Source organism: Pseudoalteromonas sp. XMcav11-Q, from assembly GCF_040104525.1.
Classification (GTDB): Bacteria; Pseudomonadota; Gammaproteobacteria; order Enterobacterales; family Alteromonadaceae; genus Pseudoalteromonas.
In genome coordinates, this window is the sequence record NZ_JBECOX010000011.1 from 40361 (window position 1) to 65853 (window position 25493).

The 25493-nt window shown below is 43.7% G+C and carries 18 protein-coding genes; 13 read left to right on the top strand and 5 right to left on the bottom strand.

The window, feature by feature from the left end; genetic code table 11:
* The first annotated feature begins 108 nt into the window (after positions 1–108).
* The 3 genes from ABMY45_RS16880 (at position 109) to ABMY45_RS16890 (ending at position 1468) form a co-directional block, all read left to right on the top strand.
* Positions 109–339 carry a hypothetical protein gene (locus tag ABMY45_RS16880; protein ID WP_349289220.1) on the top strand — a complete coding sequence of 77 codons (231 nt, stop codon included), beginning with the start codon at positions 109–111 and terminating at the stop codon, positions 337–339.
* 106 nt (positions 340–445) lie between these two features.
* Positions 446–1123 carry a GAD-like domain-containing protein gene (locus ABMY45_RS16885; protein ID WP_102056228.1) on the top strand — a complete coding sequence of 226 codons (678 nt, stop codon included), beginning with the start codon at positions 446–448 and terminating at the stop codon, positions 1121–1123.
* Positions 1124–1207: 84 nt separating this feature from the next.
* The gene (locus tag ABMY45_RS16890; protein ID WP_102056229.1) at positions 1208–1468 is read left to right on the top strand and encodes a hypothetical protein; all 261 of its coding nucleotides are present in this window, start codon (positions 1208–1210) and stop codon (positions 1466–1468) included.
* 815 nt (positions 1469–2283) lie between these two features.
* Here the strand turns inward: ABMY45_RS16890 and ABMY45_RS16895 are convergent.
* Positions 2284–3402 carry a DUF1570 domain-containing protein gene (locus ABMY45_RS16895; RefSeq protein ID WP_102056230.1) on the bottom strand — a complete coding sequence of 373 codons (1119 nt, stop codon included), beginning with the start codon at positions 3400–3402 and terminating at the stop codon, positions 2284–2286.
* Positions 3403–3631: 229 nt separating this feature from the next.
* Between ABMY45_RS16895 and ABMY45_RS16900 the strand changes: the two genes are divergently transcribed.
* From ABMY45_RS16900 to ABMY45_RS16925, 6 genes are all read left to right on the top strand, one after another.
* Complete coding sequence (locus ABMY45_RS16900; protein WP_102056231.1) at positions 3632–4384, top strand: transporter substrate-binding domain-containing protein; 753 nt, start codon at positions 3632–3634, stop codon at positions 4382–4384.
* A gap of 555 nt (positions 4385–4939) precedes the next feature.
* Entirely contained in the window at positions 4940–5689 is a 750-nt protein-coding gene (pdhR, locus tag ABMY45_RS16905; RefSeq protein ID WP_010607393.1) for a pyruvate dehydrogenase complex transcriptional repressor PdhR, read from the top strand.
* A gap of 70 nt (positions 5690–5759) precedes the next feature.
* Positions 5760–8426 carry a pyruvate dehydrogenase (acetyl-transferring), homodimeric type gene (aceE, locus tag ABMY45_RS16910; protein WP_206471282.1) on the top strand — a complete coding sequence of 889 codons (2667 nt, stop codon included), beginning with the start codon at positions 5760–5762 and terminating at the stop codon, positions 8424–8426.
* A gap of 11 nt (positions 8427–8437) precedes the next feature.
* A complete protein-coding gene (aceF, locus tag ABMY45_RS16915; protein WP_349289221.1) occupies positions 8438–10330 on the top strand; it encodes a pyruvate dehydrogenase complex dihydrolipoyllysine-residue acetyltransferase in 1893 nt (630 codons plus the stop codon).
* Between the two features lie 211 nt (positions 10331–10541).
* A complete protein-coding gene (gene lpdA / locus ABMY45_RS16920) occupies positions 10542–11966 on the top strand; it encodes a dihydrolipoyl dehydrogenase (protein WP_010607389.1) in 1425 nt (474 codons plus the stop codon).
* A gap of 142 nt (positions 11967–12108) precedes the next feature.
* Positions 12109–12357 carry a DUF1289 domain-containing protein gene (locus tag ABMY45_RS16925; protein WP_010607388.1) on the top strand — a complete coding sequence of 83 codons (249 nt, stop codon included), beginning with the start codon at positions 12109–12111 and terminating at the stop codon, positions 12355–12357.
* Here ABMY45_RS16925 and ABMY45_RS16930 read toward each other — a convergent pair.
* Positions 12341–13030: a hypothetical protein gene (locus ABMY45_RS16930; protein ID WP_174170857.1), complete on the bottom strand. Its 690-nt coding sequence runs from the start codon at positions 13028–13030 to the stop codon at positions 12341–12343. The two genes, ABMY45_RS16925 and ABMY45_RS16930, sit on opposite strands and share 17 nt — an antisense overlap.
* Before the next feature lie 167 nt (positions 13031–13197).
* Here ABMY45_RS16930 and ABMY45_RS16935 point away from each other — a divergent pair, with 167 nt between their 5' ends.
* From ABMY45_RS16935 to ABMY45_RS16945, 3 genes are all read left to right on the top strand, one after another.
* Positions 13198–13401: a DUF3283 family protein gene (locus tag ABMY45_RS16935; RefSeq protein ID WP_010607386.1), complete on the top strand. Its 204-nt coding sequence runs from the start codon at positions 13198–13200 to the stop codon at positions 13399–13401.
* Positions 13401–13787, top strand: a complete 387-nt coding sequence (locus ABMY45_RS16940) for a GNAT family N-acetyltransferase (protein ID WP_349289222.1) — start codon at positions 13401–13403, stop codon at positions 13785–13787. The genes ABMY45_RS16935 and ABMY45_RS16940 overlap by 1 nt, the downstream gene beginning before the upstream one ends.
* 65 nt (positions 13788–13852) lie before the next feature.
* Positions 13853–18307 (top strand): EAL domain-containing protein, encoded by a 4455-nt coding sequence (locus ABMY45_RS16945; RefSeq protein ID WP_349289223.1) that lies wholly within the window; start codon positions 13853–13855, stop codon positions 18305–18307.
* Positions 18308–18322: 15 nt separating this feature from the next.
* Here ABMY45_RS16945 and ABMY45_RS16950 read toward each other — a convergent pair whose 3' ends face one another.
* Positions 18323–19270, bottom strand: a complete 948-nt coding sequence (locus tag ABMY45_RS16950) for an ion transporter (protein WP_102056235.1) — start codon at positions 19268–19270, stop codon at positions 18323–18325.
* 32 nt (positions 19271–19302) lie between these two features.
* Complete coding sequence (locus ABMY45_RS16955; RefSeq protein ID WP_010607382.1) at positions 19303–21972, bottom strand: bifunctional acetate--CoA ligase family protein/GNAT family N-acetyltransferase; 2670 nt, start codon at positions 21970–21972, stop codon at positions 19303–19305.
* A 145-nt stretch (positions 21973–22117) separates the two neighbouring features.
* On the opposite strand from ABMY45_RS16955, the gene ABMY45_RS16960 reads away from it, so the two are divergent.
* Positions 22118–22828, top strand: a complete 711-nt coding sequence (locus tag ABMY45_RS16960; protein WP_349289224.1) for an SIMPL domain-containing protein — start codon at positions 22118–22120, stop codon at positions 22826–22828.
* A 501-nt stretch (positions 22829–23329) separates the two neighbouring features.
* Here the strand turns inward: ABMY45_RS16960 and ABMY45_RS16965 are convergent.
* Positions 23330–25240 carry an aminotransferase class V-fold PLP-dependent enzyme gene (locus ABMY45_RS16965; protein WP_010607380.1) on the bottom strand — a complete coding sequence of 637 codons (1911 nt, stop codon included), beginning with the start codon at positions 25238–25240 and terminating at the stop codon, positions 23330–23332.
* Positions 25241–25493: the final 253 nt, after the last annotated feature.

Below are 25493 nucleotides of genomic sequence, written 5' to 3' on the forward strand. Positions count from 1 at the left end.
CAAAATCAGATGCTGTAGGGGTTATTCAAAGCCACCAATAGAGGCCCAAGACATGTCACAACCGTAGGCAAGGTTATCTTAAAAAATGCCGGAGAGTCGCTCTGCGCAGTGCTTCAGATCTTTACACAAAGAAAAGTTGGTAAAGGCGACCCAGTTAAATACCTAAGAGACATCAACTGGCAAGACCTAGGAAAACAATCCGCCACGGAAGTTAAAAACATCGTCAAAGGCCTGCGCGATTCACTTGATGACATGTCTACCAGTTGGCACTACGACCTACTACTTCCAGACGCCGCCATCGAAGGCATGCAAGCCACGGTAAAACGTTTCAGTTTATAGGGAGTTTCCGGTATGGATGAGGCAGCAAGGTTTGCGTTGAGAACAATGGGCCCTACCACCCAAGTGAATATAGAATTAGAACGGTGTAAGTAAGGAGGTTAGAATAATGACCAAACAATTTGAAATAGATGAAGATTTCGAGTGGTTTCTTGAAAAATTTGAAGAGCCTACTGAAAAACATCAAGCCCCAGCAGAAATAATAAAAAAGTTTGAAGGTAAACTGCCTACTAGATTATTAGAATATTGGAGTGAATACGGGTTTTCTGGTTTCGGGGAAGGGCTTTTTTGGTTAACTAATCCCGATGATTATGATGATACCTTAGATGCATGGCTTGGAGATACAGTTATCGTCGAGCAAGACACATATTATGTAATTGCTCGCAGTGCATTTGGTGAGCTATTCTTATGGGGAGAGAAATTTGGACATAAATATCTAATCGACCCATCTCACGGTTGGATTATAGAGAAAGAAGGTAATGCCGAAGACATAGCAGTTGGAGAAGAAAACGATGCCATACAGTTTTTCTTTAGTGCAAAAAGGCCAACATCGCTGGATATAGATGATACGAGTGGAGGCTTACTTTTTGAGAAATGTAAACTTCGATTATCTCAATTAAAATATAACGAAATGTATGCTTTTGAACCCGCTTTTTTTCTTGGTGGGCAGCCTACCATTGACAATGTCAGTAAAGTAAATATTTTCGCCCATCTAAGTGTATTAGCATCATTTGGTCAGAAAGAAATACTAGACCAACAAGGGCTTATAGCTAAGGCTTATTCATAATAAATGCTCCTGTTATTAAAGTAGCAAATAAAAACCACTTAACTCCTTACCACTAAAAACACTTACTTATTAATTGAAAATGCGATGATGATTAACTTTGAACTCATCGCCAATCAAATTGACGTAAGTGCCACACAAAATATCACCCTTAAGGCGGGTCGCAGCCATCGCAGTGTTATCCAAAGTGATATAAAGCTCAAGGCAGACAACAACCTTACCATCACCGCCCCGGCGGGAAGTCAACTCATTCAAAGCCAAGGTAATATCACAGTAAAAGGCAGTGGCTTTGGCAACCTCACCCTTACAAGACGGTTGCACTATATCGGCTTAGGATTTGAGGATTAAGTGTGATGCCGGGGCGACGTTTTCTTGGTTCGTTCTTTTTTGTCGTTTTAAAAAAATGAACGAGGAGCGCATGGATGGGCTTTGATATTAAACATGGAGGTTTATTTTGCTAACGGCTGATAGCTCGAAATTTATCGTAAAGTCAGCCCGTCCTCCTGACAGTTTTCGACGCCCATTCATGGGCTGCGACTACCCGAAAAGCATAACTTCTCGGCGGGTAAAGCGCCTCCCACAACGCTATTTACACTGTGAGGCTGGAGCCGCTTTTGAGCTTATAAACTACTTTATTGCTACTGAGAAAGTGGAAATTCCACAAGCAACTTTATTCCCCCTCCATCACACCCGAAAAGCATAAGCCGATATGCAATGTGCCGATAGGATGTCGGCTAAGTCTTGTCTGGCATCATGGACGTGCCTTACAAGACGGTTGCACTATATCGGCTTAGGATTTGAGGATTAAGTGTGATGCTGGGGCGACGTTTTCTTGGTTCGTTCTTTTTCGTCGTTTAAAAAGAATGAACGAGGAGCGCATGGATGCGCTTTGATATTAAACATGGAGGTTTATGTTGCTAACGGCTGGTAGCTCGGAATTTACCGTAAAGTCAGCCCGTCCTCCTGACTGGTTTCGACGCCCATCCATGGGCTACGACTACCCGAAAAGCACACTTCTCGGCGGGTGGACCGCCTCCCACAAAGTTATTTGCATCGTGAATTAGGAGGCTGTGAATTGGGAGACATACTAGGTTGTTGGTTTCTTATAAGCCTCGACACAGCGTAATTGCTAAAATAATCCGTGCTTACTCTCACAGGAAGAGTTATTGCCATGTACCACGTTGAATTTGGCGAGGTGTGTTACGCCATCCCTCAAATTGTGATTCGACATTTTCATTAAAATTACGAAAGATTAGCTCGATGTTTTGTGCAGGTACAATATTGCACGGATTGCTGCTTTCTTGTCGTAAATACTCGAAAAAAGCGTTGCTGTTGTGCTCGACCATAAATCCCGTAAACAGATAACTATTGGCATATAAGGTGGTACTTTGCATGGTTTGCCACTGATTTTCGCTATTGAATAGGGTGTTAATATCAAGCTTGGCAAAGCGCGATTTCAAAATCCCTTCTTTCGTTAACCAATCTTCGTCAGAGAGGTAAACTGAAAATTGACCTGTTTCGGTAATTCTTAGGTGCTCAAAATACTCGGCTAAGCCTTCCGTTACCCATCGAGGGGTTACGCCGAAATAGTAAAAAACGAGGGCGTGCACGGACTCGTGAATGAGCGTTCTTAGCGTTTCTTCTTCAGTGCGACCGCCATTGATAAAGCCTTGGTTTTGAAACAAGAAGTACATGCCCAAGGTGCCAGCGGGCTCGGCATCGCGAGAGAGGATTAGCTCATTGTAGTCAGCGTCATTGGCGGCAATATGCATGTTCAACTGGATGGGAGATAAGGCTTTTTTATGCGCTAACTGGTTAAAAAAGTGCTTAAACATCATATACACCACGTTGAGGGCTTGCTGCGCCTGATACTCAACATAAGGGCTCACGGGTTCACCCGTTAGATTGAGTTTAAAATTTTCAATGTGGTTGAATTGCGTTTGCAAGGAAAATACTTCGCGCTTTAGTACCCCGCAGGTAGGTGTTGAGATACCGCTGAACATATTAACAAGATCACTGTGCCCGTTTAGGTTATAAAAGGTTTTTTCTGGTATTTCAGGTAGCTGCTGTCTTGTTACTTTTGGTGGTGCAACCGTTAGGTGAGGAGTGGTGTCTGGCTGACTTAAACGTTTTTCGGTATGGGTGTCTAGCTGTATGCCTAATTCAGTCAATAAAGGTTTGATAGACCTCATCGAGTTTGCTGCTGCACTTGGGTAGATAAAATAAAGCGCAAACAATATCAGCGTGATGATAAGTAGTAGGACAAAGACCCGCCAAACCAAAGTGATATCCTTGTGTAATACATGCCCAGAGACTCTGGTTATACTCGATTATCGGTAAACTTGGCAATCGGTAATTTGATTATCGACTTATTTCCATGGCATTAAATAACATCTACTTTAGTGTGTCATAGCGTATCGTTTGCATGATTTGCCATTCTTTTTTCTACAACAATGTACCCATAATCTAATTCGTTGCCTATACTTTTTGAAAAAATAACAGAGCATACAGATGAAAGTAGTTTGGCCGTTGATTTTACTGTGTTGTGTGAGCGGGAGTGCGAGCGCGCTTGATACTCAGGTGAATATTACGACGGGGCAATGGCCGCCGTACTTAGATCAAGCGAAACAAGATCAAGGCTGTGTGGCTGCTGTGATCCGAGATGTCTTTGCGCTCTCTGATATCAAAGTCCGATTTTTATTTATGCCTTGGGAACGCGCCTATCAAGAGGGAATGAAGGCGGCTTACATTGGTAGTGCTTATTGGTATTACAGCGAGCAAAGGAGCAAAGACTATATTTACACTCAATACCCACTCACTGAAGAAACAGCACGCTTTTATCATCATCGAGATTTAGCGTTTACCTATACGAGTTACGCAGATCTCAAGCCATTTAGATTGTTGCTCAATCAAGGGTTAACTTATCCGCCTTCTCTGCTAGAGGCGATAGAGACGCTTGAAATCAAAACTTCATATGCCACGTATACCAGTAAAAATGTGGCACTGATCCTACGAAACCGTGCAGATATTATGATTATGGACGAAAAATCGGCGAAGTCCTATCAGCAGGAACTGCCTGCGGAAGAAGCGGAGTTATTAGTGGCGCAAGCGATCCCTGCTTTTATCCAAAAAGGCTATTTGCTTATCAATAAGCATCATAGTGAATATGTCGAGTTGTATAACGAAGGGCTTAAAAAACTATGGGCGGATGAAGACTATGTTGCTCAGTATCGTGCTCGCTGCTCTCGTGTGTTTACTGATTGATTGCTTTTTGGTTTTGCTAAAACCAAATAATGTCCTGATCCGTTGCGAAATCATTCATAAGTTAGAATCTAAATTTGTTTTTAATGTTTTTCATAGCCTGTTGGCTATTTTGACGGTATATAAAGCATAAAGAATGTTATTACACATAAAGCCTAATAGTGTATTCAGTGGGATTTTAGAGCATGCTTTGCAGCCAACAATCGTAAAGACTATCTTGAATCGTCATTGGCTGCTTTAGATTAAGACTTGCCTTATCCAAACCGCCTTCCGGCAGCTTGATTTTACGTTAAATGGTATATGCCTATCTGGTCTGACCATTTAAATCACCTTTTAAATTTTCCCGATTCTTGGTTAAAGTTTATGCACGCCAACTGTTGTTTTTACACTCAGCTAATTATTGAATTGGGCTGAATTTTGACAGTTGTCATGGATTTTGATAACGTATTGTGCAAATTTGGTATGACCAATTTACCTATGAAGTTAATTCTTACCAAATTGATTAAAATAAGTCAGCGGTCTGGCTAGGTCACATCATAAAAAATTGGCGTTATTTCAATGTCTTTAAAGATTAAAGCAGCAAAATTATCCGACGTAATACTAGAACAGCTTGAGAATATGATCCTCGAGGGCTCGTTATTACCCGGTGCAAAGTTGCCGCCTGAGCGTGAACTAGCTAAGCAGTTTGAAGTGTCGCGTCCATCACTTCGTGAGGCTATCCAGAAATTGGAAGCTAAGGGGCTTGTTACCCGTCGTCAAGGTGGTGGCACGTATGTTAAAAATCAGCTGGAAGAAGGGCTGACTGATCCGTTATTTGACTTGATCAGTAAGCATCCAGAATCTCAGTTTGATTTACTTGAGTTTCGTCATGCATTAGAAGGCATCGCCGCCTACTACGCGGCACTCAGGGGCACAGAGAATGACTTTGCAAAGGTACAACAAAGCTTTGACAGTATTGCAGAGATAGGTGATGACTTGATGCAAAAGGCAAGGGCAATTAATGCTTTTCACTTTGCCGTTGCAGAAGCGTCACATAACGTCGTCCTGCTTCATCTTGTAAAAGGGATGCAGTCATTGCTTGAGCAAAACGTGTTGCAAAACTTAACGGTCTTGGTGCAAAAATCAGACGTGAGTGAGCAGCTCGGTGAGCACAGAAAGTTGTTATTAGATGCGGTGATCAATGGTAACCCTGAACAAGCAAGACTTGCTAGTAACGCCCACTTAGCCTTTATCGAAGAAGCGTTATTAGAAGCCGGTAAAGAGCGTTCGCGAATAGAACGTTCACTGCGTAGAACAAAACAGCAGTAATCGGACTTGATTCAGTAAGAATTGGCACAAATAGAATAAATTCGTATTTTAAACATAAGGAACACTCCATATGTCTGAAGTCAATAAAATTGACGTAGACGCGCTAGAAACCCAAGAATGGTTACAGGCGCTTGAGTCGGTCGTAAAAGAAGAAGGCGTAGAGCGCGCTCAGTTCTTGTTAGAGCAAGTATTAGAGCAAGCGCGTCTTGATGGCGTAGATATGCCAACAGGCACTACGACTAACTATGTCAACACTATCCCAGCAGATCAAGAGCCTGCGTATCCAGGGGATGTGAACCTTGAGCGTCGTATTCGCTCTATCATCCGTTGGAATGCGATTATGATCGTACTTCGTGCTTCGAAGAAAGATCTTGAGCTGGGCGGGCATATGGCCTCTTACCAGTCGTCAGCTGCATTCTATGAAATGTGTTTCAACCACTTCTTCCGTGCACCAAACGAGAAAGACGGTGGTGACTTAGTGTATTACCAAGGCCACATCTCTCCGGGCATTTATGCTCGTGCATTTGTTGAAGGCCGCCTAAGCGCTGAGCAGCTAGATAACTTCCGTCAGGAAGTAGATGGTAACGGTATTTCTTCATACCCACACCCTAAGTTAATGCCTGAATTCTGGCAGTTCCCAACGGTTTCTATGGGTCTAGGTCCAATCGCGTCTATCTACCAAGCGCGTTTTCTTAAATACCTAGATGGCCGTGGTCTAAAAGATACGTCTGAGCAACGCGTTTACGCCTTCCTTGGTGATGGTGAAATGGACGAGCCAGAATCACGTGGTGCGATTTCTTTCGCTGCCCGTGAAAAGCTAGACAACCTATGCTACCTAATCAACTGTAACCTACAGCGTCTTGACGGCCCAGTAATGGGTAACGGTAAGATCATCCAAGAACTAGAAGGCCTATTTAAAGGTGCGGGTTGGAACGTGATCAAAGTCGTTTGGGGTTCTGGTTGGGATAAGCTACTTGCCAAAGATACTACGGGTAAATTGCTACAACTGATGAATGAAACAGTTGACGGTGATTACCAAACTTACAAAGCAAAAGATGGTGCCTTCGTACGTGAACACTTCTTCGGTCGTTACCCAGAAACAGCAGCGCTTGTTGCTGATATGACTGACGATGAAATCTTCGCGTTGAAGCGCGGTGGTCATGAGCCATCTAAGCTATTTGCTGCATTTAAAGCGGCACAAGAAACCAAAGGTCGTCCAACGGTTATCCTAGCTAAAACGGTAAAAGGTTACGGCATGGGCGCTGCGGCTGAAGGCAAAAACATTGCTCACCAAGTTAAGAAAATGGACATGACACACGTAGCACACCTACGTTCACGTCTAGGCCTAGATGACTTGGTATCTGATGAGCAATTACAAGAGCTACCTTACTTGACGCTAGAAGAAGGGTCAAAAGAGCACGAATATCTACATGCTCGCCGTAACGCGCTTCACGGTTATACACCTAAGCGTTTACCTAACTTCACAGAAACGCTTACGCTACCTGAACTAGATGCATTTAAACCGCTTCTAGAAGAACAAAAGCGTGATATCTCAACCACAATGGCATACGTTCGTGCGCTTAATATCTTGTTAAAAGACAAGAATATCGGCAAGAGCATTGTTCCAATTATTGCTGATGAAGCACGTACCTTTGGTATGGAAGGTTTATTCCGTCAAATCGGTATTTACAACCCGCACGGCCAAAACTACAGCCCAGAAGACCGCGATATCGTTTCTTACTACAAAGAAGCAACGTCAGGTCAGGTACTACAAGAAGGTATCAATGAGCTAGGCGCGATGTCTTCATGGGTTGCAGCGGCAACGTCATACAGCACGAACGACCTACCAATGATCCCGTTCTATATCTACTACTCAATGTTTGGTTTCCAACGTGTAGGTGATATGGCGTGGATGGCGGGCGACCAACAAGCGCGTGGCTTCCTATTAGGGGCAACTGCCGGTCGTACAACGCTAAATGGTGAAGGTCTACAGCACGAAGATGGTCACTCACACATTCAAGCAGGTACAGTGCCTAACTGTATTTCTTACGACCCAACGTTTGCATTTGAAGTAGCGGTTATTCTACAAGATGGTATCCGTCGTATGTACGGTCCAGAGCAAGAGAACGTGTTCTACTACCTAACGCTCATGAACGAAAACTACCATATGCCAGCAATGCCTGAAGGCGCTGAAGAAGGTATTCGTAAGGGTATTTACAAGCTTGAAAGCTACACAGGCGACAAAGCACAGGTTCAGCTAATGGGCTCGGGTACTATCTTGAACGAAGTACGTAAAGCGGCGCAGATCCTAAGCGACGACTACGGTATCGGTTCAGACGTATTCTCTGTAACGTCATTTAACGAGCTTGCTCGTGACGGTCAAGATGCAGAGCGTTTCAACATGCTTAACCCAGAAGCAGAGCAAAAAGTGGCTTATATCACCAGCGTACTTGGTGACGCGCCAGCAATTGCTGCTACGGATTACATGAAAAACTACGCTGATCAAGTACGTGCATTTATGCCAAGCGCATCTTACAAAGTACTTGGCACAGACGGCTACGGTCGTTCAGACAGCCGTGAAAACCTACGTCGTCACTTTGAAGTGAATGCCGGTTACGTGGTAGTTGCTGCACTTGGCGAGCTAGTTAAGCAAGGCAAAGTTGAAAAATCAGTAGTGACTGACGCTATCAAGAAATTTGATATCGACACCACCAAAACTAACCCACTTTACGCATAAGAGGACGAGTGATGGCAATCGAAATTCATGTTCCAGATATTGGTGCCGATGAGGTTGAAGTAACCGAGATCCTAGTAAGCGTAGGTGATACGGTTGCAGAAGAGCAATCGCTTATCACTGTTGAAGGCGACAAAGCATCAATGGAAGTACCTGCCTCTGTGGCGGGAACAGTTAAAGAAATCAAAATAGCGGAAGGCGATAAAGTATCGACTGGCTCTTTGATCATGGTTTTTGAAGCGGCAGGTGAAGAAGCACCGGCAGAGCAACCAGCAGAAGAAGCTAAGCCAGAAGCAAACGCCTCTGGCAAGACAGAAGTGAAAGAAGTTCACGTACCAGATATTGGTGGCGATGAAGTTGAAGTAACTGAAATCTTAGTAGCTGCGGGCGATGTTGTTGAAGAAGAGCAATCGCTTATCACGGTTGAAGGCGACAAGGCTTCAATGGAAGTACCAGCACCATTTGCAGGCACTATCAAAGAAGTGAAAATCAACGCGGGTGACAAAGTGTCAACCGGTTCATTGATCTTCATCTTCGAAGTGGCAGGTAGCGGTGATGCACCTGCGACTACCGAAGCTGCAGAAGCGCCTGCTCAAGAGCAAGCACCTGCTGCATCAGCTGAAAAAGAAGTGCATGTACCAGATATCGGTGGCGACGAAGTTGAAGTTACTGAAATCATGGTTGCTGTTGGCGACAGCGTTGAAGAAGAGCAATCGCTTATCACGGTTGAAGGCGACAAGGCTTCAATGGAAGTACCAGCTCCGTTTGCAGGTACGATTAAAGAGATCAAAGTCAATGCCGGCGACAAAGTATCAACGGGTTCTTTAATCTTCGTATTCGAAGTGAAAGGCGCGGCACCTGCACCTCAGGCAGCGGCTAAAACTGAAAAAAAACCAGCTCAGCCTGCGGCTTCAGCGGCAAAATCTGAAGCACCAAAAGCCTCTGCACAAAAAGATGATTTTGTGGCCAATGATCAGTATGCCCACGCATCACCTGTGGTACGTCGTTTAGCGCGTGAGTTTGGGGTTAACCTAGCTCGCGTTAAAGGTACAGGTCGTAAGAACCGTGTACTAAAAGAAGACGTACAAAACTACGTGAAAGAGCTGGTTAAGCAAGTTGAGTCTGGTCAAATCGCAAAAGGTGGCAACACTGGCGGCGGTGAGCTTGGTCTTATTCCTTGGCCAAAAGTAGACTTCAGCAAGTTTGGTGAAATAGAAGAGAAGAAACTTTCTCGCATCAATAAGCTATCGGGTGCAAACCTTCATCGTAACTGGGTACAAATCCCACATGTTACGCAGTTTGACGAAGCAGATATCACTGAGCTTGAAGCGTTCCGTAAAGAACAGAATGTGCTAGCTGAGAAGAAGAAAATGGGTGTGAAGATCACGCCATTAGTATTCGTGATGAAAGCGGCTGCAAAAGCACTTGAAGAGTTCCCAACGTTTAACTCTTCACTATCTGAAGATGGTGAGAGCTTAATCTTGAAGAAATATGTTCACATCGGTATCGCGGTTGATACACCAAATGGTCTAGTGGTTCCTGTTGTTCGCGACGTGAACAAGAAAGGCATCATTGAGATATCACGCGAGTTGATGGAAATTTCTAAGAAAGCACGTGACGGTAAACTGACGTCTGCTGATATGCAGGGCGGCTGTTTCACTATCTCAAGCCTAGGCGGTATCGGCGGTACGGCGTTTACGCCAATCGTTAATGCTCCTGAAGTTGCGATTCTTGGTGTTTCTAAGTCAGACTTCAAACCGAAATGGAATGGTAAAGAGTTTGAGCCGCGCCTAATGGTGCCGCTAAGCTGTTCATACGACCATCGTGTCATTGACGGCGCACTAGCAGCTCGCTTTACTGTGACACTTGCAAACTACTTAAGCGATATTCGCCAGCTAGTAATGTAAGAATAGAAACCGCATGACTTAGGTAATGCGGTTTTCTTGTATTTTATTGTTCCGCTTGATAATTAGGCGGGACAATAGAGAGTGTGAATGATACACTTTCGAGCAATAATAACTCTCTCTGCCCTGTGCCCCGAATCGGGTGTTTGGCAGGCACTTTGGGTCGGCTACTCTCGACGAGTAAACCCGTTCAAATAACAGTTAAGGTAATAACATGAGCAACGAAATCAAAACTCAAGTTGTTGTACTAGGCGGTGGTCCTGGTGGTTACTCTGCAGCATTCCGTGCAGCAGACTTAGGTTTAGACGTTACACTAATCGAATCTCGCGACACGCTAGGTGGTGTGTGCTTGAACGTTGGTTGTATCCCTTCAAAAGCCCTTCTTCACGTTGCAAAGGTAATTGACGATGCAGCAGAAATGGCTTCTCACGGTGTTTCTTTCGGTGCTCCACAAATTGACCTAGACAAAATCCGTTCATGGAAAGAGTCTGTGATCGGTCAACTTACAGGTGGTCTTGGTGGAATGGCTAAGATGCGTAAAGTAACTGTAGTTAACGGCTACGGTAAGTTCACAGGTTCTAACACTATCGCTGTTGAAGGTGCTGACGGTGCAAAAACAGTGACCTTTGATAACGCAATCATTGCAGCGGGTTCTCAGCCTGTAAGCCTACCTTTCATTCCTGAAGACGAGCGTATCATCGACTCTACAGGTGCACTTGAGCTTAAAGACGTGCCTGAAAAGCTACTTGTACTAGGTGGTGGTATCATTGGTCTTGAGATGGGGACTGTTTACCGTTCACTAGGTTCAGCGATTGACGTAGTTGAGTTTGCTGATCAACTAGTACCAGCGGCTGACAAAGACGTTATCAAGATTTACCAAAAGTACGTTAAAGACAAGTTTAACGTGATGCTTTCTACTAAAGTTGTTGCTGTTGAAGCGAAAGAAGACGGTATCTACGTATCTTTCGAAGGCAAGCAAGCACCTGAAGGCCAAGTTCGTTATGACAAAGTACTAGTTGCTGTTGGTCGTACACCAAATGGTAAGCTAATCGACGCTGACAAAGCGGGCGTAAATGTTGATGAGCGTGGCTTTATCAGCACTGACAAGCAAATGAAAACCAACGTTGATCACATCTTCGCTATCGGTGACATCGTAGGTCAACCTATGCTTGCACACAAAGCGGTTCATGAAGGTCACGTTGCTGCTGAAGTTATCTCTGGTAAGAAGCATTACTTCGATCCTAAGTGTATTCCTTCAATTGCATACACAGATCCAGAAATCGCTTGGGTTGGTGTGACTGAGAAAGAAGCAAAAGAGCAAGGTCTAAGCATTGAAACTGCGGTATTCCCGTGGGCTGCTTCTGGTCGTGCAATCGCGTCTGCACGTACTGAAGGTTCTACTAAGCTTATCTTTGATAAAGAGTCAGGTCGTGTGATCGGTGGTGCTATGGTTGGTATCAATGCAGGTGAAATGCTTGGTGAAATCGGTCTAGCAGTAGAGATGGGTGCTGACGGTGAAGACCTAGCGCTTACTATCCACGCTCACCCAACGCTGAACGAGTCAATCGGTCTAGCTGCTGAAATCTTTGAAGGTTCAATCACTGACCTTCCAAACAAAAAAGCAGTGAAGAAAAAGTAAGTTTTTCTGAGCTTTCAAAAACCCAGCCTTGTGCTGGGTTTTTTTGTTTTTGGGACCCTAGATTGTAACTCGCTCTTTATAACCTTGGCAGACTAGTTACTAAACAGTATGCTTAGAAAAGGGGAAAAAGTGTTGAGTGTACATGGAACAAATTGAGATATTTGAGATCCCAAGTCCGTGTAAGGGGATCTGTCAGGTAAATAATCGCGGTTATTGTAAAGGTTGCTATCGCAGTCGCGAAGAGCGCTTTGAGTGGAATAATCTTAATAACGAGCAAAAACGTAAAGTTATTGCGCTGTGTCAGCAACGATATAAAAGGTACTTGCAACGTAAATCAAAAACGGAGCAAGCAGATGAGCAAACAGGAGAAAACTTTAAATTTGATATTTAGCTTTGAGCATTTGTATCACCCCTTCGCGTTCAAACTCCTCTAATTTTGCTTTAATCAGTGGAATTAAGTGTTCATTGCGCTTATGCACGAAGTGAAAGCTCTCAACGACGGCTAAATTTTTTATTTGTAGGGTTTCTTCATTGATATTTTTTAAATGTGGTTTCAAGTGAAAGTCGAGAATAAGTGCTCCTTCAACTTGCTTCTGCATGACTAAATTGAGTTGTGCGACCGCGCTTTTCACCCCGATAACATAAGCTTGGATTTGGTGCTCAGCCAAATATGTGGTCGCTACAGGATAGCCGCTGCGAACCGTTAAGGATTGAAGCTCCCTAAGTTTACAATCGCCACAAAGGGTGAATAGCTGCAAGTTAAACTGAAATAACGGGTAATCAACACGACGCAAGTTTGGATACTCCTTTTCCACGCTCGCAACTCGAGCTAACTGTCCATCTAAGTTTCCTGCATTAGCTGCAATTAGAGAGCCTTTGTGATTAAATTCTTCAAGGCGTAGCTCTATGTCGAGAGATTGATAAACCATTCCCATAAGTTCAATTACATAGAGTGCTTGCGGGGTCTTTGGCGGTTGATTGAAATGCATAACTTTTGGCGTATCTGTGGCTGCTTGAGTCGCCGTTGAAATCATCATAATTAAACATAGTAATGCGGTTTTCAATCCAACTCCGTCAACTGTTTACTTAGAAGTAGAGGCTATTAGTATACATAATTTTTACAAAAAAGTGCACAGCATCTCGGTTTAATCAAAACTAGATTTTGCTGCAATAGGTGTGTTGGCTTGTGATACACTTGTGGTTCCCTTCACTTAAAATTGAATGATGTGTAATGAGCCACAACCTATGTTTGCTACCTAGACAAGAAAAATACCAAATTCAACTTGAGTATGAAGCATCGTTTTGGGCGTACCAAATAAAACGAGGCAAAAAAAGTAGAGAAGCAATCTATGATGCGATCAATCAAAGGCCACTCTCTGAACAGGATACGTTGAAGCAAAAGTTTGAATTTTACTTGAGCCTGATGCTTGCTTGATGTATTCGATTGAACTACTCCCAGCGATAATGACACCGCTCGTTAATAAGTTTTATGATGCTCAAAAAGCACGAGGACGAGCTGCAAAACACGACAACGTTTGGGTAGTTAAAGATAATAGTAAAATTATAGCGGCTTGTCGTTTACAGCCTGTAGATGGCTATTGGTTACTTGTAGGCGTTTATGTTGCACCGCAGTTTAGACGCAAAGGTGTTGCAAAAAAATTAATTGAATCAGCTGTTTATCATTTTCTCAGTGTAAACCCTGGGCAAACAGTTTATACCTTTGCATATCGCCACCTCTGTCATTTTTATACCGCACTTGGGTTTCAAAATAACTCATGCCAATTACCGTCTGAACTCGCTTCTCGCTTCTCGCTTATCTAGTTATCTTGGACAAAACCGTCAACTCGTGGCAATGTATTACGTCTAATTAACAATCTCGGCCTTTTATGTTTCGCCTGTGTTTTATATTTTGCATTTGCCTATTTACTGCATTGGTAAATGCCGCGCAAATTTCACGACTTTCACCTGCTGAAGGGTTATCACAAAGTTACGTCAATACACTGCTTATCGACGAGCAAGGGTATCTATGGCTTTCCACTGAAGGTGGGCTTAACCGTTACGATGGCTATCAGGTATTGGATGTAAATGGACCCGATGGCGTACTTGATAAAGTGCAGGTAAATTATATCTATCAGGACAACCTTGGTGGGATTTGGATCACGACGGGTATTGCAGGGTTACTGCGATACGATCCGATGAAAGATGAGTATAGAAAATATATAGAACCACCGTCTACAGAGGACGAGTTTTATTCTAATTTGGTTAATATTGTTTTGACCAAAGATGATGATCATATGTGGGTTGTGCGTACCAATGATGTTGCGACCCTCAATATCCACTCAGGTAAGCTCAAGAGTGAGGTGACTTTACCGTTAGATGAAGAAAGTGGTTTTATACGCGCTGTTTATCAACATCAAGACATCTTGTTTATCGCCACTTCAGAGCGCTTGTTTGCATATCATTTAACAACGAAAAAATTAAGAACCCTCGATCACCTTGCTCCCATTGAACATCCTTATCAAACAAATACTAAATCACTATTTATTTTAGACCAGGATACCTTGCTCGTGGGTGCGGTTCAGGGGATGTATGAGCTAGATATTTCTCAACTACTAAAAGATTTTGACGCAGAGGTACAGTTTAAAACGCTGCTTCCCGAACTAAACATATGGAAAATGCTCAGGCATGATGAACATACCTTGCTGCTTGGTACTGACAAAGGTCTTGTTTATTACACGATTGAAGATGGTAATACGGTTCGAGATAGGCGTTTGTCTTCAAGCGTATTTTTGCCGTCAAATACCAGTATTATCGATATTGTTAAAGACAACTATGGTGGCCTTTGGGTCGCCACAAAAGAAGACGGTGCATTTTACTTACCAGACAGTACGCTGGCGTTTGATAATGTTAGTGATCTTACCGTTGAAGGTGAAGGTTTTTCTCACAGTAATGTCTGGGCGATGCATGAATCTAATCAATTTTTGTGGCTGGCAACGAATGACGGCCTAACACGATACAATCCAAAAACCAGAGAGACTAAACAGTTTCTAAAGGGTTACTTGGGTGACGAAATTCTCTCAGAGTTTATTATCTGGAAGATTGCGGAGTATAAAAATAAGCTTTGGCTCACGACGGTAAAAGGACTGTTTGTCTTTGACCCTATTACTCACGAAGTAACAAGGCCCAAGGCTAACAATCCAGAAGATAAAGAGATATTGACATCCTTTGTGAAAGGTGGGGAGTTGTTATCTGATGGTAAGTTTTATTTCGTCAATAGTGACGTTGGGATGTTCGTTTACGATATTAATACAGCAGAGCTGACACACCTGACGAAGTCATTTGAAAATGTCGATCCGTTTCTTACTTATGGCTTCTACCCACCACTTCCAAACGAACCGCTTAAACCCCTTTACTACTATGCTGGCGTATTGCTGCAATATGATCCGCAGTTGGAAACGCTAACTGAGATCTATAAAGCGCCGAAAGCAAATAAGCATTTAGCGGTCGATATCACTACCTACACCATAGATAAAAATAATATCTTGTGGTTGTCGCTATCATCCTTTGGTTTGATTGGTCTGACGTTAGATGGTTACGAGCCAATTTATAACATCGATTTAAAAGCCCACAAAATAGATACTTTGATGTATGAAATGCGCCAAGACAAGGAAGGTATGATTTGGATGTCATCTCACAAAGGTATTTGGCGTCTAGACCCAGATAATTTGCATTTACAACAATTCACGACCGAAGATGGCATACTTTCTAATGAGTTTAACGGTGGCGCGTCGGTGATGTTGGAAGACGGTCGCATAGCCTATGGTATGTTGAAAGGGTTTGTGGTGTTTTCTCCCGATGACAACAGACCTAAAAAGCCATTACTTGATCATGTCAATATCACCAGCGTGGATTTAATTTCTCGCCCAAATCAAAAAGCCGGATTAAAGCAATTTGATCACATCGAGCTTGAGCATGATGACATTGGACTCGAAGTGTCATTCTCTGCAATGGCATTTAGTTATCAGGATCGGATTATTTATGAGTATCAAATATCTGGTGGTCAGAAGATCCTGAGTCGTAATCAAAATCGCGTGGTATTTCCTAAACTTAATCCCGGTGAATATGCGTTAAAAGTTTGGGCTAAAGATCCGTTAACGGGAGATTATACACCGCCTGCAAAATTAACCATTAATGTAAATTACCCCGCGTGGCGCTCACCTGTTGCGATTGCCGGATATGTTTTTCTTACGCTCTTACTACTGTCTCTTTGGAGCTATCGAAAGTATCGCGTTGAGCAACTTATTCTTGCCGCTCATAAGGAAACACAAGACCGCGAAGCTAGGTTGAAAATGGCGCTAGAGGGAAGTAACTCCGGCGTATGGGAGTGGCATGCGGGTAGTACCTTAATCTATCAGCCTCGATTAGTTACGGAGCTCGATTACGAGCTTGAGAGTGTCGGCTTGGATGATTATCTGCAAAAGATACATCCCTCGGATAGAGCCATGTTTCGCTTACAGTGGCTTGAGTTCGTCACAACGAACAAAGGCTTTATCGACTGTACTTATCGATTAAAAGACAGCAAAGGTCAGTGGCGTTGGTATAAGGACTTTGGCAAGGTACTTGAGTGGGATGAAGGTAATCCAACTCAGGTGGCAGGCACCTATACCAACTTAACGCGTGAGCGTTTATTTGAAGAGCGAGCCGCATTATTTGGGGCGGCGTTTGAGCAGACCCGTGACTGGGTAATGATCTTAGACAAAAGACTGCGTATTCAGGCTTGTAATCGGGCGATGCAAAATGCCTTTAACCTTGACTCTATCCCATCATCAAGCACAGCGGTGAAGCTTGGGATGTCGAGACAAAAACGTATGATGTATCTACGCCAGACGTTGGCGCTAGCTGTGCATCAGCATTTAAGCTCTGAGGAAGTGGTGAGTTTGCCCAATGGTGACGAAAGAGACGTACTTATAAAAATTAGTGCCGTGGCGAATAGCGATGGTGAACTATACAGTTATGTGGTGGTGCTTACCGATATTAGCCAGCAAAAGCGCACAGAAAAAGAGCTATACCAGCTTGCTAACTATGATTTACAAACTAAGTTACCAAATAAAGCGTTATTGATGGATAGAGTGCAGCACGCAATCGTGCATTCGCAACATACACATTTCGCACTTTTGGTCATAAAGTTTAACCGTTTGCAGAACCTATACGATATCTATGGTGCAGACTTTGTTGCTGAGTTGCTTCCTCTGCTTGCAACAAAGCTACGCTGCTGCTTCCGTGAGTTAGATAGCTTAGCGACGGGACATGATAAGTCGTTTTATGTGTTGATGGAGCACCTCGACAACCCTGAACAGGTTCATCAGTATGTTGAGTGTTTGGTTCACTCATTTAGTACTCCAATTGAAGCCGCAGGGCATACCGTACTTATGCAACCTGCCATTGGTATTGCAATGTATCCCGACGATGCGTCAGACGCTTTTGAGTTAAACCAAGCAGCAAAGGCTGCGCTTGAGCATGTTAATGTACAGCAAATTTCCAGTTATCAGTTTTTTCGCGAAGAAATGAATGGCAAGGTTAGGCGTTCACGAGAAGTCGAGCAAGCACTTATGAGGGCCTTAAAAAATGGTGAATTTAGTAATCATTATCAGCCTATTGTCGATGTAGAAAGCGATACTCTGCTTGGCTTTGAAGCGCTATTACGCTGGCCTGAAAATAGCGAGTTTTGTGCGCAGGAGTATGCGCTTGCTGCTGAACATGCCGGTGTCGTTACCGAGCTTACCTTACAAACCCTTTCTCGGGCATTAGTTGAATTGAGACACTGGCAAACCATGAAGCAAGACCTATATATATCCATTAATCTCTCGGCCATTGATTTTGAATCCTCAAGCTTAGTCGAGGATATTCAACAAGCACTGTGCCGCAGTAAAGTGTCGGGTCATTCTGTGGCCTTTGAGATAACAGAAACAGCTCTGCTTTCTAACGTTGAGAGCGCGGTGAAAGTGATGAAAGAAATAAAAGCACTGGGCTGTCGTATCTATATGGATGACTTTGGGACGGGGTATGCCTCTTTGACCTATCTGCAACAATTGCCTATTGATGTCATCAAGATAGATAAAAGCTTTGTACAGCAAATTGCTGAGGATCCTGAAAGCTATTTAATTATTCGCTCATGTGTAAATTTAGCGCATGGATTGGGATTAAAATGTGTCGCAGAAGGGGTGGAAAACGATCTACAGTATCAACGCATCAAAGCAGAGCAAGTTGATTATTATCAAGGTTACCGTTTCAGCTCGGCGATTAGTGGCGAACAAGTCGCGCAGCTACTCTCTGAAATTTAGCTGTAGTCTCTTTGGCTACAGCTTTTTACCACAGTGACGACAGTACATATGATGGACGCGTTGACTACTCATTAGTTTAATTGCTTGGTTTGCTTCCAATTGACTTAAGCCAAGCTCTATACGAAGAGCTTCTAAATGGGCTTGTTCACTTTTGTCGACATCACCATCGACTAACGCATGCAATACCGCCTCATTGAATGCATCTCGACGTTTGCGCATTTGGTCCGCAAAGCTTGAGGCCAAGAGGCCGGTGGGGATCGCGACCATGCCCATACTGAGTAAAGTGATAAGGCCACCAAAAAATTGTCCAAGCGGGGTGATAGGCACAACATCGCCATAACCCACGGTGGTTAGAGTAGCCATCGCCCACCACATCGCTTTAGGAATGGAGCCAAATTTATCCGGTTGCACATCGTGTTCAATAAGATAAATTCCGCAAGAGGCCATGATTAGCACAACGCTCATGATAAAAAAGGCGGCAAGTAATGAACTCGATTCTTCTTTAAATGCTGCGAGTAGCAACTGCATGGCCCGAGAGTAGCGCGTCAGCTTAAAGATCCTGAGTAATCGAATAACACGTAAAAAACGCAGATCAAAGGTGATAAAGGCCATTAATATGGTTGGCAAAATAGCGATGAGATCAATCACCGCCAGCGGTGATATCAGATACTTTAGGCGCTTTTTCCAATTTGGTATATCCAAATGGCGGTAATCAAGCTTATCGACACAGCACCAAAATCTCAGTAAGTATTCAATGGCGAAGATGGTCACACTGACTAACTCTAGGGTGAGAAAGTAGTGATGGTACACAGTTGCTAAGTCGCGCTCAGATTCCAACACGATGGCAACGACATTGGTTAAAATCAGGGTGATGAGGAAGATATCAACTGCCCGCCCGAGTCGGCGGTATTGCCCTGTAGCCTCGAGCACCGCAGCCGTTTTTTCTCTGATGTGAAGTTGCATCAAGTTGCCAGCATCCCTTATCTTTTTTGTGTTTAGTTTAAGTGTAACACCATCTGAATGGTGCCTTCCTCAAAATCTCGAGATACGGTGAATCCGAGCTTTTTGGCAAGACCTATCATACCGCTATTTTCTGGCAGAGTGATCCCTTCTATACTTTGTACGTTTTGTTTACGACAGTGTTTTATAGCAGCTTCCATGAGTATTCGTCCAAGCCCAAGTCCTTGGCAGTCTGAGCGTACCACTACGGCAAATTCAGCCACTTGGTTATCTGGGTCCATCAATACGCGTGATACCCCAAGCGTTTGGTAGCTAGATTTATTCGGCACAGTGACGATAAACGCCATTTCTCGGTCGTAGTCAATTTGCGTCATTTTGGCGAGTTGCTCATGATTAAATTGCGGCAGCTCGCCAAAAAAGCGGCGGTATCTATCTTCTTTACTTAAAGACTGGTCAAATTCTTGGTGCGCTCTTTCATCCTCAGGACGAATAGGTCTCAAGGTTGCAGGGCGGCCATCTTTTAATGTCACGGTTTTTACCAACTCTCGGGGGTAAGGCCGGATGGCCAAGCGTTTACGGCCTGATACTGGCTCGTATCGTCTTAGCGTAATACTGGCGTCGAGCACTTGGAACTGACCCGAACAGGCCAGAATAGGGTTGAGTTCCATATCAATAATATCGGGTTGGTCGACTACCATTTGAGAGACACGAGTGAGTAGGGCGCACAGACGGTATTTATCGACCTTTTCAGGCAGTGCTCGCTCCTTGATAAAGCCTTTGTCATGGGCGGCTGCAATCAGGTACTTTGCAAGGTTCATATTCAGTGGCGGTAATGCCACCGCAGCTTGCGAGAAATTAAGCCCGGTGCCCGCTTCACCCAGTAAAATAACAGGGCCAACACCAGGTTCGGTTTTTACTGCTATCCGTAATTCTTGTCCTCCTGCGCGTTTTGCCATGCGTTGTAAAGAGAAGCCTTCTATTTCAGCTTCGGGGGCAGCCTCGCGGATCCGTAGTAACATCGAAAATGCGGTTTGCTCTACTTCTTCGGCATCATTGAGGTTGAGCACAACCCCACCCACTTCCGACTTAGAGGGGATGTCATGACTTATCAGCTTAAGTGCAACGGGAAAGCCAAGCTGCTGAGCTTGCTCTTTTGCTTCTGAGGGGGTGAGTGCGATTTGCGTCTCTATACATTCTATATCGTAATTAGCCAGCACTTGAGAAGCTAAATGGGTCGCGAGTTTATTGGCGCCAGAGTTTAAAAAGTCATTGATTAAACGTTTGCTTTGCAGGTGTTGCAGCTGGTCTTCATCACTGTAGGATTCTGGTGTCTGTGTGAGATGTTTTTGGTTTCGGCGGTAGCTCACCAAGTGCATAAAGGCACCAACTGCACCTTCGGGTGTACGATAAGTTGGGATCTTAGCATTTGCGCATACAAGCCTTGCAGCGTAGGCCGCTTCTTCACCCATAAAATTCGTCATCACATAAGGGCGCGCCATTTTTGGAATTTTGGCTAGGGTTTGTGCAATGATCTCGGCATAAGCGGTACTTGGCGCAAGCGCTGAAGGAGTATGAATTATCAATAAGTTTTTGACTTCGTCAGCTTTTAACAGAACTTCTAGTGCTTGTTGGTAACGTTTTGGCGAGGAATCACCAAAAATATCTATAGGGTTACAAGCATGATCCGTTTGTGGGATCAGGGCGCTGAGCGCTTGCTTGGTCTGCTCGCTTAGTACCGCCAGTTTGCCTGAGTTCTGTAGTAAGGTATCGACCGCCATAATGCCAGGGCCGCCACCATTGGTTAAAATGGTCAGCTGTTCTACTTGCAGCAATTTGGGGTGTAAAGCAAGGGTTTGAGTGGCAGCAAATAGCTCCCTAAGATCGTTTACCCTCAGCATACCTGCACGTTGGAACATGGCATCATAAACTGCGTCATCGGAGGTATTGCCGCCGGTGTGATTCAGCGCAGCGATTGCGCCAGCCTTGGTTTTACCGGTTTTTATGGCGATGACGGGCTTACTAAATGCAGCGGCTCGAGCTGCGGAAATAAAGCGCCTAACATCGTCGATATTATCAATATAAAGCAAAATAGCTTGGGTTTTTGGATCCCGTCCGAGGAAATCGAGTAGTTCGTCGAAATCGATATCAAGGCAATCCCCAACGGAAACAAAGTAAGAAAAGCCGATTTTTTTATGTTGTGCCCAGTCCAGTATGGTTGAACATACCGCCGCCGATTGTGAAATAAAAGCAAGCTTACCGGGTGCTGCAACCGTATGAGAAAAACTAGCATTAATACCCAAGTGAGGAATGAGTAAACCGAGGCAATTAGGACCAAGCAAGGTGACTTTGGCTATTTTGGCGGCTTCTTTTAATAGTTGTTTATGCTGATTATCGAGACCTGCTGCGATGATGATTGCATGCTGACAACCAATTTCGCCAAGCTCATTGATGATTTGCACTAGGGTTTGTTTGTTGGTACAAATAACAGCGAGATCAGGGACTTTGGGTAACTGTCTAATAGTATTGTAAGCAAGTACTCCATGCACTGCGGTATGTTTTGGGCTGACGGGCATAATGGGCCCTTTAAAGCCGCCTTGCAGCAAGTTACGCATTACAATAAAGCCGGCGCGATCTGGATTGTTAGAAGCACCAATCACCGCAATAGATTGGGGGTTAAAAAATTGGCTAATACGCTTTACGCTCATACTGTTTCCTAGTTCAGCCGCAGCTCATAAGCACCACTCTACCATTTTGCTCGCAGTTTTCGAGTGCAATTAAGGTAGACTTTGATCTATCCCTATAATAATTGTACGAAAACCATGACTGAGGCGTAACGTTGAGGACAAAGATATGTCTACTATGAATAAATATTTAGCTCCTGCGGCTTTGCTATCACTGGCGGTGATAGTGAGTGGCTGGATGGTAAAATCGACCATTCTAGAAGTAAAAGGAATGGAGCGAACGGTAAGTGTAAAGGGGTTATCGGAAAAGGAAGTAACGGCAGATACGGTGATTTGGCCTGTATTTTATCGTGATGCAGATAACGATCTGGAAGCGTTGGTTGAGCGCACTGAAAAGAAAAACGCAGCTATCCGCGCGTTCTTAACCTTACATGGCTTTGATGCTTCCGAGCTTTCGATATCAGCGCCTTCTATTACAGATAAATACGCCCAAGAGTACGGACAAAACAATCAGGGATTTCGGTATGTGGCAAAAGCTGGTGTGACAGTGTACTCCAATAATCCAGATAAGGTATCGCAAGCGCTAGGGCAGTTAAGTGAGCTGGCCAAACAAGGTATTGCCATCACCAAAGATGATTATCAAAATCGAGTTGAATATTTGTTTACTGGCCTTAATGATATTAAGCCTGAAATGGTGCAAGAAGCCACACAAAAAGCACGAGAAGTGGCGGTCAAATTTGCTAAAGATTCCGACTCTGTACTTGGCAAAATAAAATCAGCAAGACAAGGGCAATTTAGCATTCGCGATAGAGACAGTAATACACCGCAGATCAAAATTGTACGTGTGGTCACGAGCGTAGAATACTATTTATCGGATTAGTATTAGCGCTAACTGCATTGAATTCACTCCCTATGCCAGCTATTGGTGCGTAAATTTGCCTTGCCTACAGGAAGCAGTGTTACCACTAAAACTCTCTGGCTGGACAAGGGGGAAATTAAGGTGAACTTTAAAAACAATAAGTTAGCTTATTCCTTATCCAAGACTCAGGTTGATTACTTTGTATCATCAGTGGAATATCTTAAGCTGAGCCAAAGATAGTGCCTTTCTATCAGCGTGTATTGATTAGATGGGTAGAGCTAGTCAATTTAGGCTAAAGGGTAATAATACAGGACTTGATGGTAACGATTTGATTTTTAAATTTTTATGTGTTCTCAGGTGGATCATAATTCTTAGTAGTAATTAGCCTGATAAACAAATTGTTTCTCAGTTAAGGCTATACTCAGTGAGTTAACAGCTCTTTATAATCTTTTATGTAATGCTGGTGCAGCAATGTCTAATGACATCGCTGCTCAGTGAGTCAACTAACGATAGTGGCTCGCTTTATTTTTCCTCTTGCTCCTTAAGCACGTAGATCTCACCATCGAAACTACCTTGAATGGTCAATCCTTGGCCTGCCAGTTCCTTGAGATATTCAATATGCTCTTGGGTAATATGTTGACCCGGCACCAAAAGCGGAATACCCGGAGGATACGGGGTGACTAAACCTGCACAAATACGGTTGTTGCTCTTGCTAATAGGTACAGATTCACGTTCACCGTAGAAGGCATCACTAGGAATACAAGCAAGGTCAATAGCGGGTAAATTCTCAGGCAAGCGCGAGCGTCGCGTTGACTTCGATAGTTTTACCTTGCCGCCATCGAGCTTTTTTAAGGCATTGTATAAACGAATGATCTTTGAGCGTGTACCACCCAAGGTTAGTAAGACTAAGATGGTACTGTGCGTGTATTTCTCAATCTCCAGCCCAATTTCGTCTAGCAGAAACTTATGAATATCCTTTAATGAGTATGGCAGTTCACTAATATCGATGAGGATTTTAAGCGGATCATGACCCATATTATCGCCACTAAAATGTGGGAATATGTTCATAAAATCTTGCTTATCAAGCACTTTTATATGTTTGAGCGAGGCCATCTGCTGTTTGAATTCTGCAACATGGTTCAGCAGTGCATTGAGTAATTTATAGCCTTCCATCTCCAACTGCTTTTGGCACACATCCAAAGACGCTATAAGTTGGTATTTGGGCGAGGTGCTGGCGTAGATACTGTAAATCTCACGGAAGAAATCAGCATCAAAATCAGGGTCATTAATATGGATATAAGACGCCTGCGAAAATGCCGATACGACTTTATGCGCCGAATGAGTAACATAATCGGCACCTGCATGAATGGCGGAATAATGGCGCAAACTGGGATGAAATAGCGAGTAAGCAAACCAAGCTTCATCAATAAAGACTTTGATGCCATGCTGATGGGCGAATTCTACGACTTGTTTCAGATCGCTCAGCAAACCATCATAGGTACAGCCTGTGAGCACCAGTAGTTTTGCATCGGTATTTTGTTCAATCGCTTGCTTGATGTCAGCCAGTGAAGGCGGTGCGAATATGCCATATTTGGGATTTAAGATACTCGATAAATAGATAGGGAAACTGGCCGATTGCAAAATGCCATAGTGCACAGACTTATGACAGTTGCGGTCGATGATCACCTTATCACCTTTGCGAAGTAGGGTTTGCAAAATAATTTTATTCGAGGTGGACGAACCGTTGGTCACGAAGTAGGTGCGTTTAACCTCAAACGTTGCTGCTGCGGATTCCTGAGCGCGGCCAATGGTATTGGTGCTGTCTGACAGTGAACCTAACGAATCAACCGATACAGACAAGTCTCCGACAAATACATTACGGCCATAGAATTGATAAAAATCTTTGATATAAGGAGAGTTTCTAAAGCTTGAACCGCCGCTGTGACCTGGAGTATGCCAAGAGTCGTTCGCTTCGCCGACATAACTGCGATACGCCGTCCAAAATGGCGTCTCGGCTCTGTCATCAAAGTCGTTGATCATATAACCTAAAATGGCTTCAGGATCTGAGATAACTTCATCTTTAAAGAAGAAAGACTCGATTTCCTCGGATTCGTTGACTATCTCAAGCCCTTTAGTGTCATCACCAATAACATAAACCGGTAATTCTAGACGAATACTTTTTAATTGCTCGATAAAGCGACTATAGGTTTGTTCGCCACTTTTCTGTTGCACATCCCAACTCAGCACGACAGCTTGAATATCACCATCTTCAGTGACATGCTCCAAGGCTTTTGAAAGTTCGAGACATTCAATAATATCGATTTGAACATCCTCTCGCTCAAAATTAGGGATCGTTTTTGACAGATTGCTTGAGAGCGCTTGCAATACGGCTGGCTCTTGTTCTATTAACAAGATACGAAGGACAGGTAGCATAATGATATTCGCATTAAAATTTAAAGACTTTCATTAGCATAAAGAAAGCGTAGTGATTTGTGAAATCAATACTTTGAAAATGCTCTAGAAATTGTAAAACGGATGTAGGCGAGGGAGTTGTTGCGAGTGATGGAAAGTGTGCTATTCAACATAGGAAACAGGAAGGTTTCGAGTATCAGGCGTGTCTGAGTTAAATTTGGGATAGGGTGTTTTTGACGGCTGTATTACGATTGCTTTTCAATGATAAATACAG

Coding starts and splice junctions, on each gene's coding strand:
- ABMY45_RS16935 (WP_010607386.1), top strand. CDS start 13,198: ATGAGCCACAACCTATGTTTGCTACCTAGACAAGAAAAATACCAAATT.
- ABMY45_RS16960 (WP_349289224.1), top strand. CDS start 22,118: ATGTCTACTATGAATAAATATTTAGCTCCTGCGGCTTTGCTATCACTG.
- ABMY45_RS16955 (WP_010607382.1), bottom strand. CDS start 21,972: ATGAGCGTAAAGCGTATTAGCCAATTTTTTAACCCCCAATCTATTGCG.
- ABMY45_RS16945 (WP_349289223.1), top strand. CDS start 13,853: ATGTTTCGCCTGTGTTTTATATTTTGCATTTGCCTATTTACTGCATTG.
- ABMY45_RS16885 (WP_102056228.1), top strand. CDS start 446: ATGACCAAACAATTTGAAATAGATGAAGATTTCGAGTGGTTTCTTGAA.
- pdhR (WP_010607393.1), top strand. CDS start 4,940: ATGTCTTTAAAGATTAAAGCAGCAAAATTATCCGACGTAATACTAGAA.
- aceF (WP_349289221.1), top strand. CDS start 8,438: ATGGCAATCGAAATTCATGTTCCAGATATTGGTGCCGATGAGGTTGAA.
- lpdA (WP_010607389.1), top strand. CDS start 10,542: ATGAGCAACGAAATCAAAACTCAAGTTGTTGTACTAGGCGGTGGTCCT.
- ABMY45_RS16965 (WP_010607380.1), bottom strand. CDS start 25,240: ATGCTACCTGTCCTTCGTATCTTGTTAATAGAACAAGAGCCAGCCGTA.
- ABMY45_RS16925 (WP_010607388.1), top strand. CDS start 12,109: ATGGAACAAATTGAGATATTTGAGATCCCAAGTCCGTGTAAGGGGATC.
- ABMY45_RS16940 (WP_349289222.1), top strand. CDS start 13,401: ATGTATTCGATTGAACTACTCCCAGCGATAATGACACCGCTCGTTAAT.
- aceE (WP_206471282.1), top strand. CDS start 5,760: ATGTCTGAAGTCAATAAAATTGACGTAGACGCGCTAGAAACCCAAGAA.
- ABMY45_RS16950 (WP_102056235.1), bottom strand. CDS start 19,270: ATGCAACTTCACATCAGAGAAAAAACGGCTGCGGTGCTCGAGGCTACA.
- ABMY45_RS16890 (WP_102056229.1), top strand. CDS start 1,208: ATGATGATTAACTTTGAACTCATCGCCAATCAAATTGACGTAAGTGCC.
- ABMY45_RS16900 (WP_102056231.1), top strand. CDS start 3,632: ATGAAAGTAGTTTGGCCGTTGATTTTACTGTGTTGTGTGAGCGGGAGT.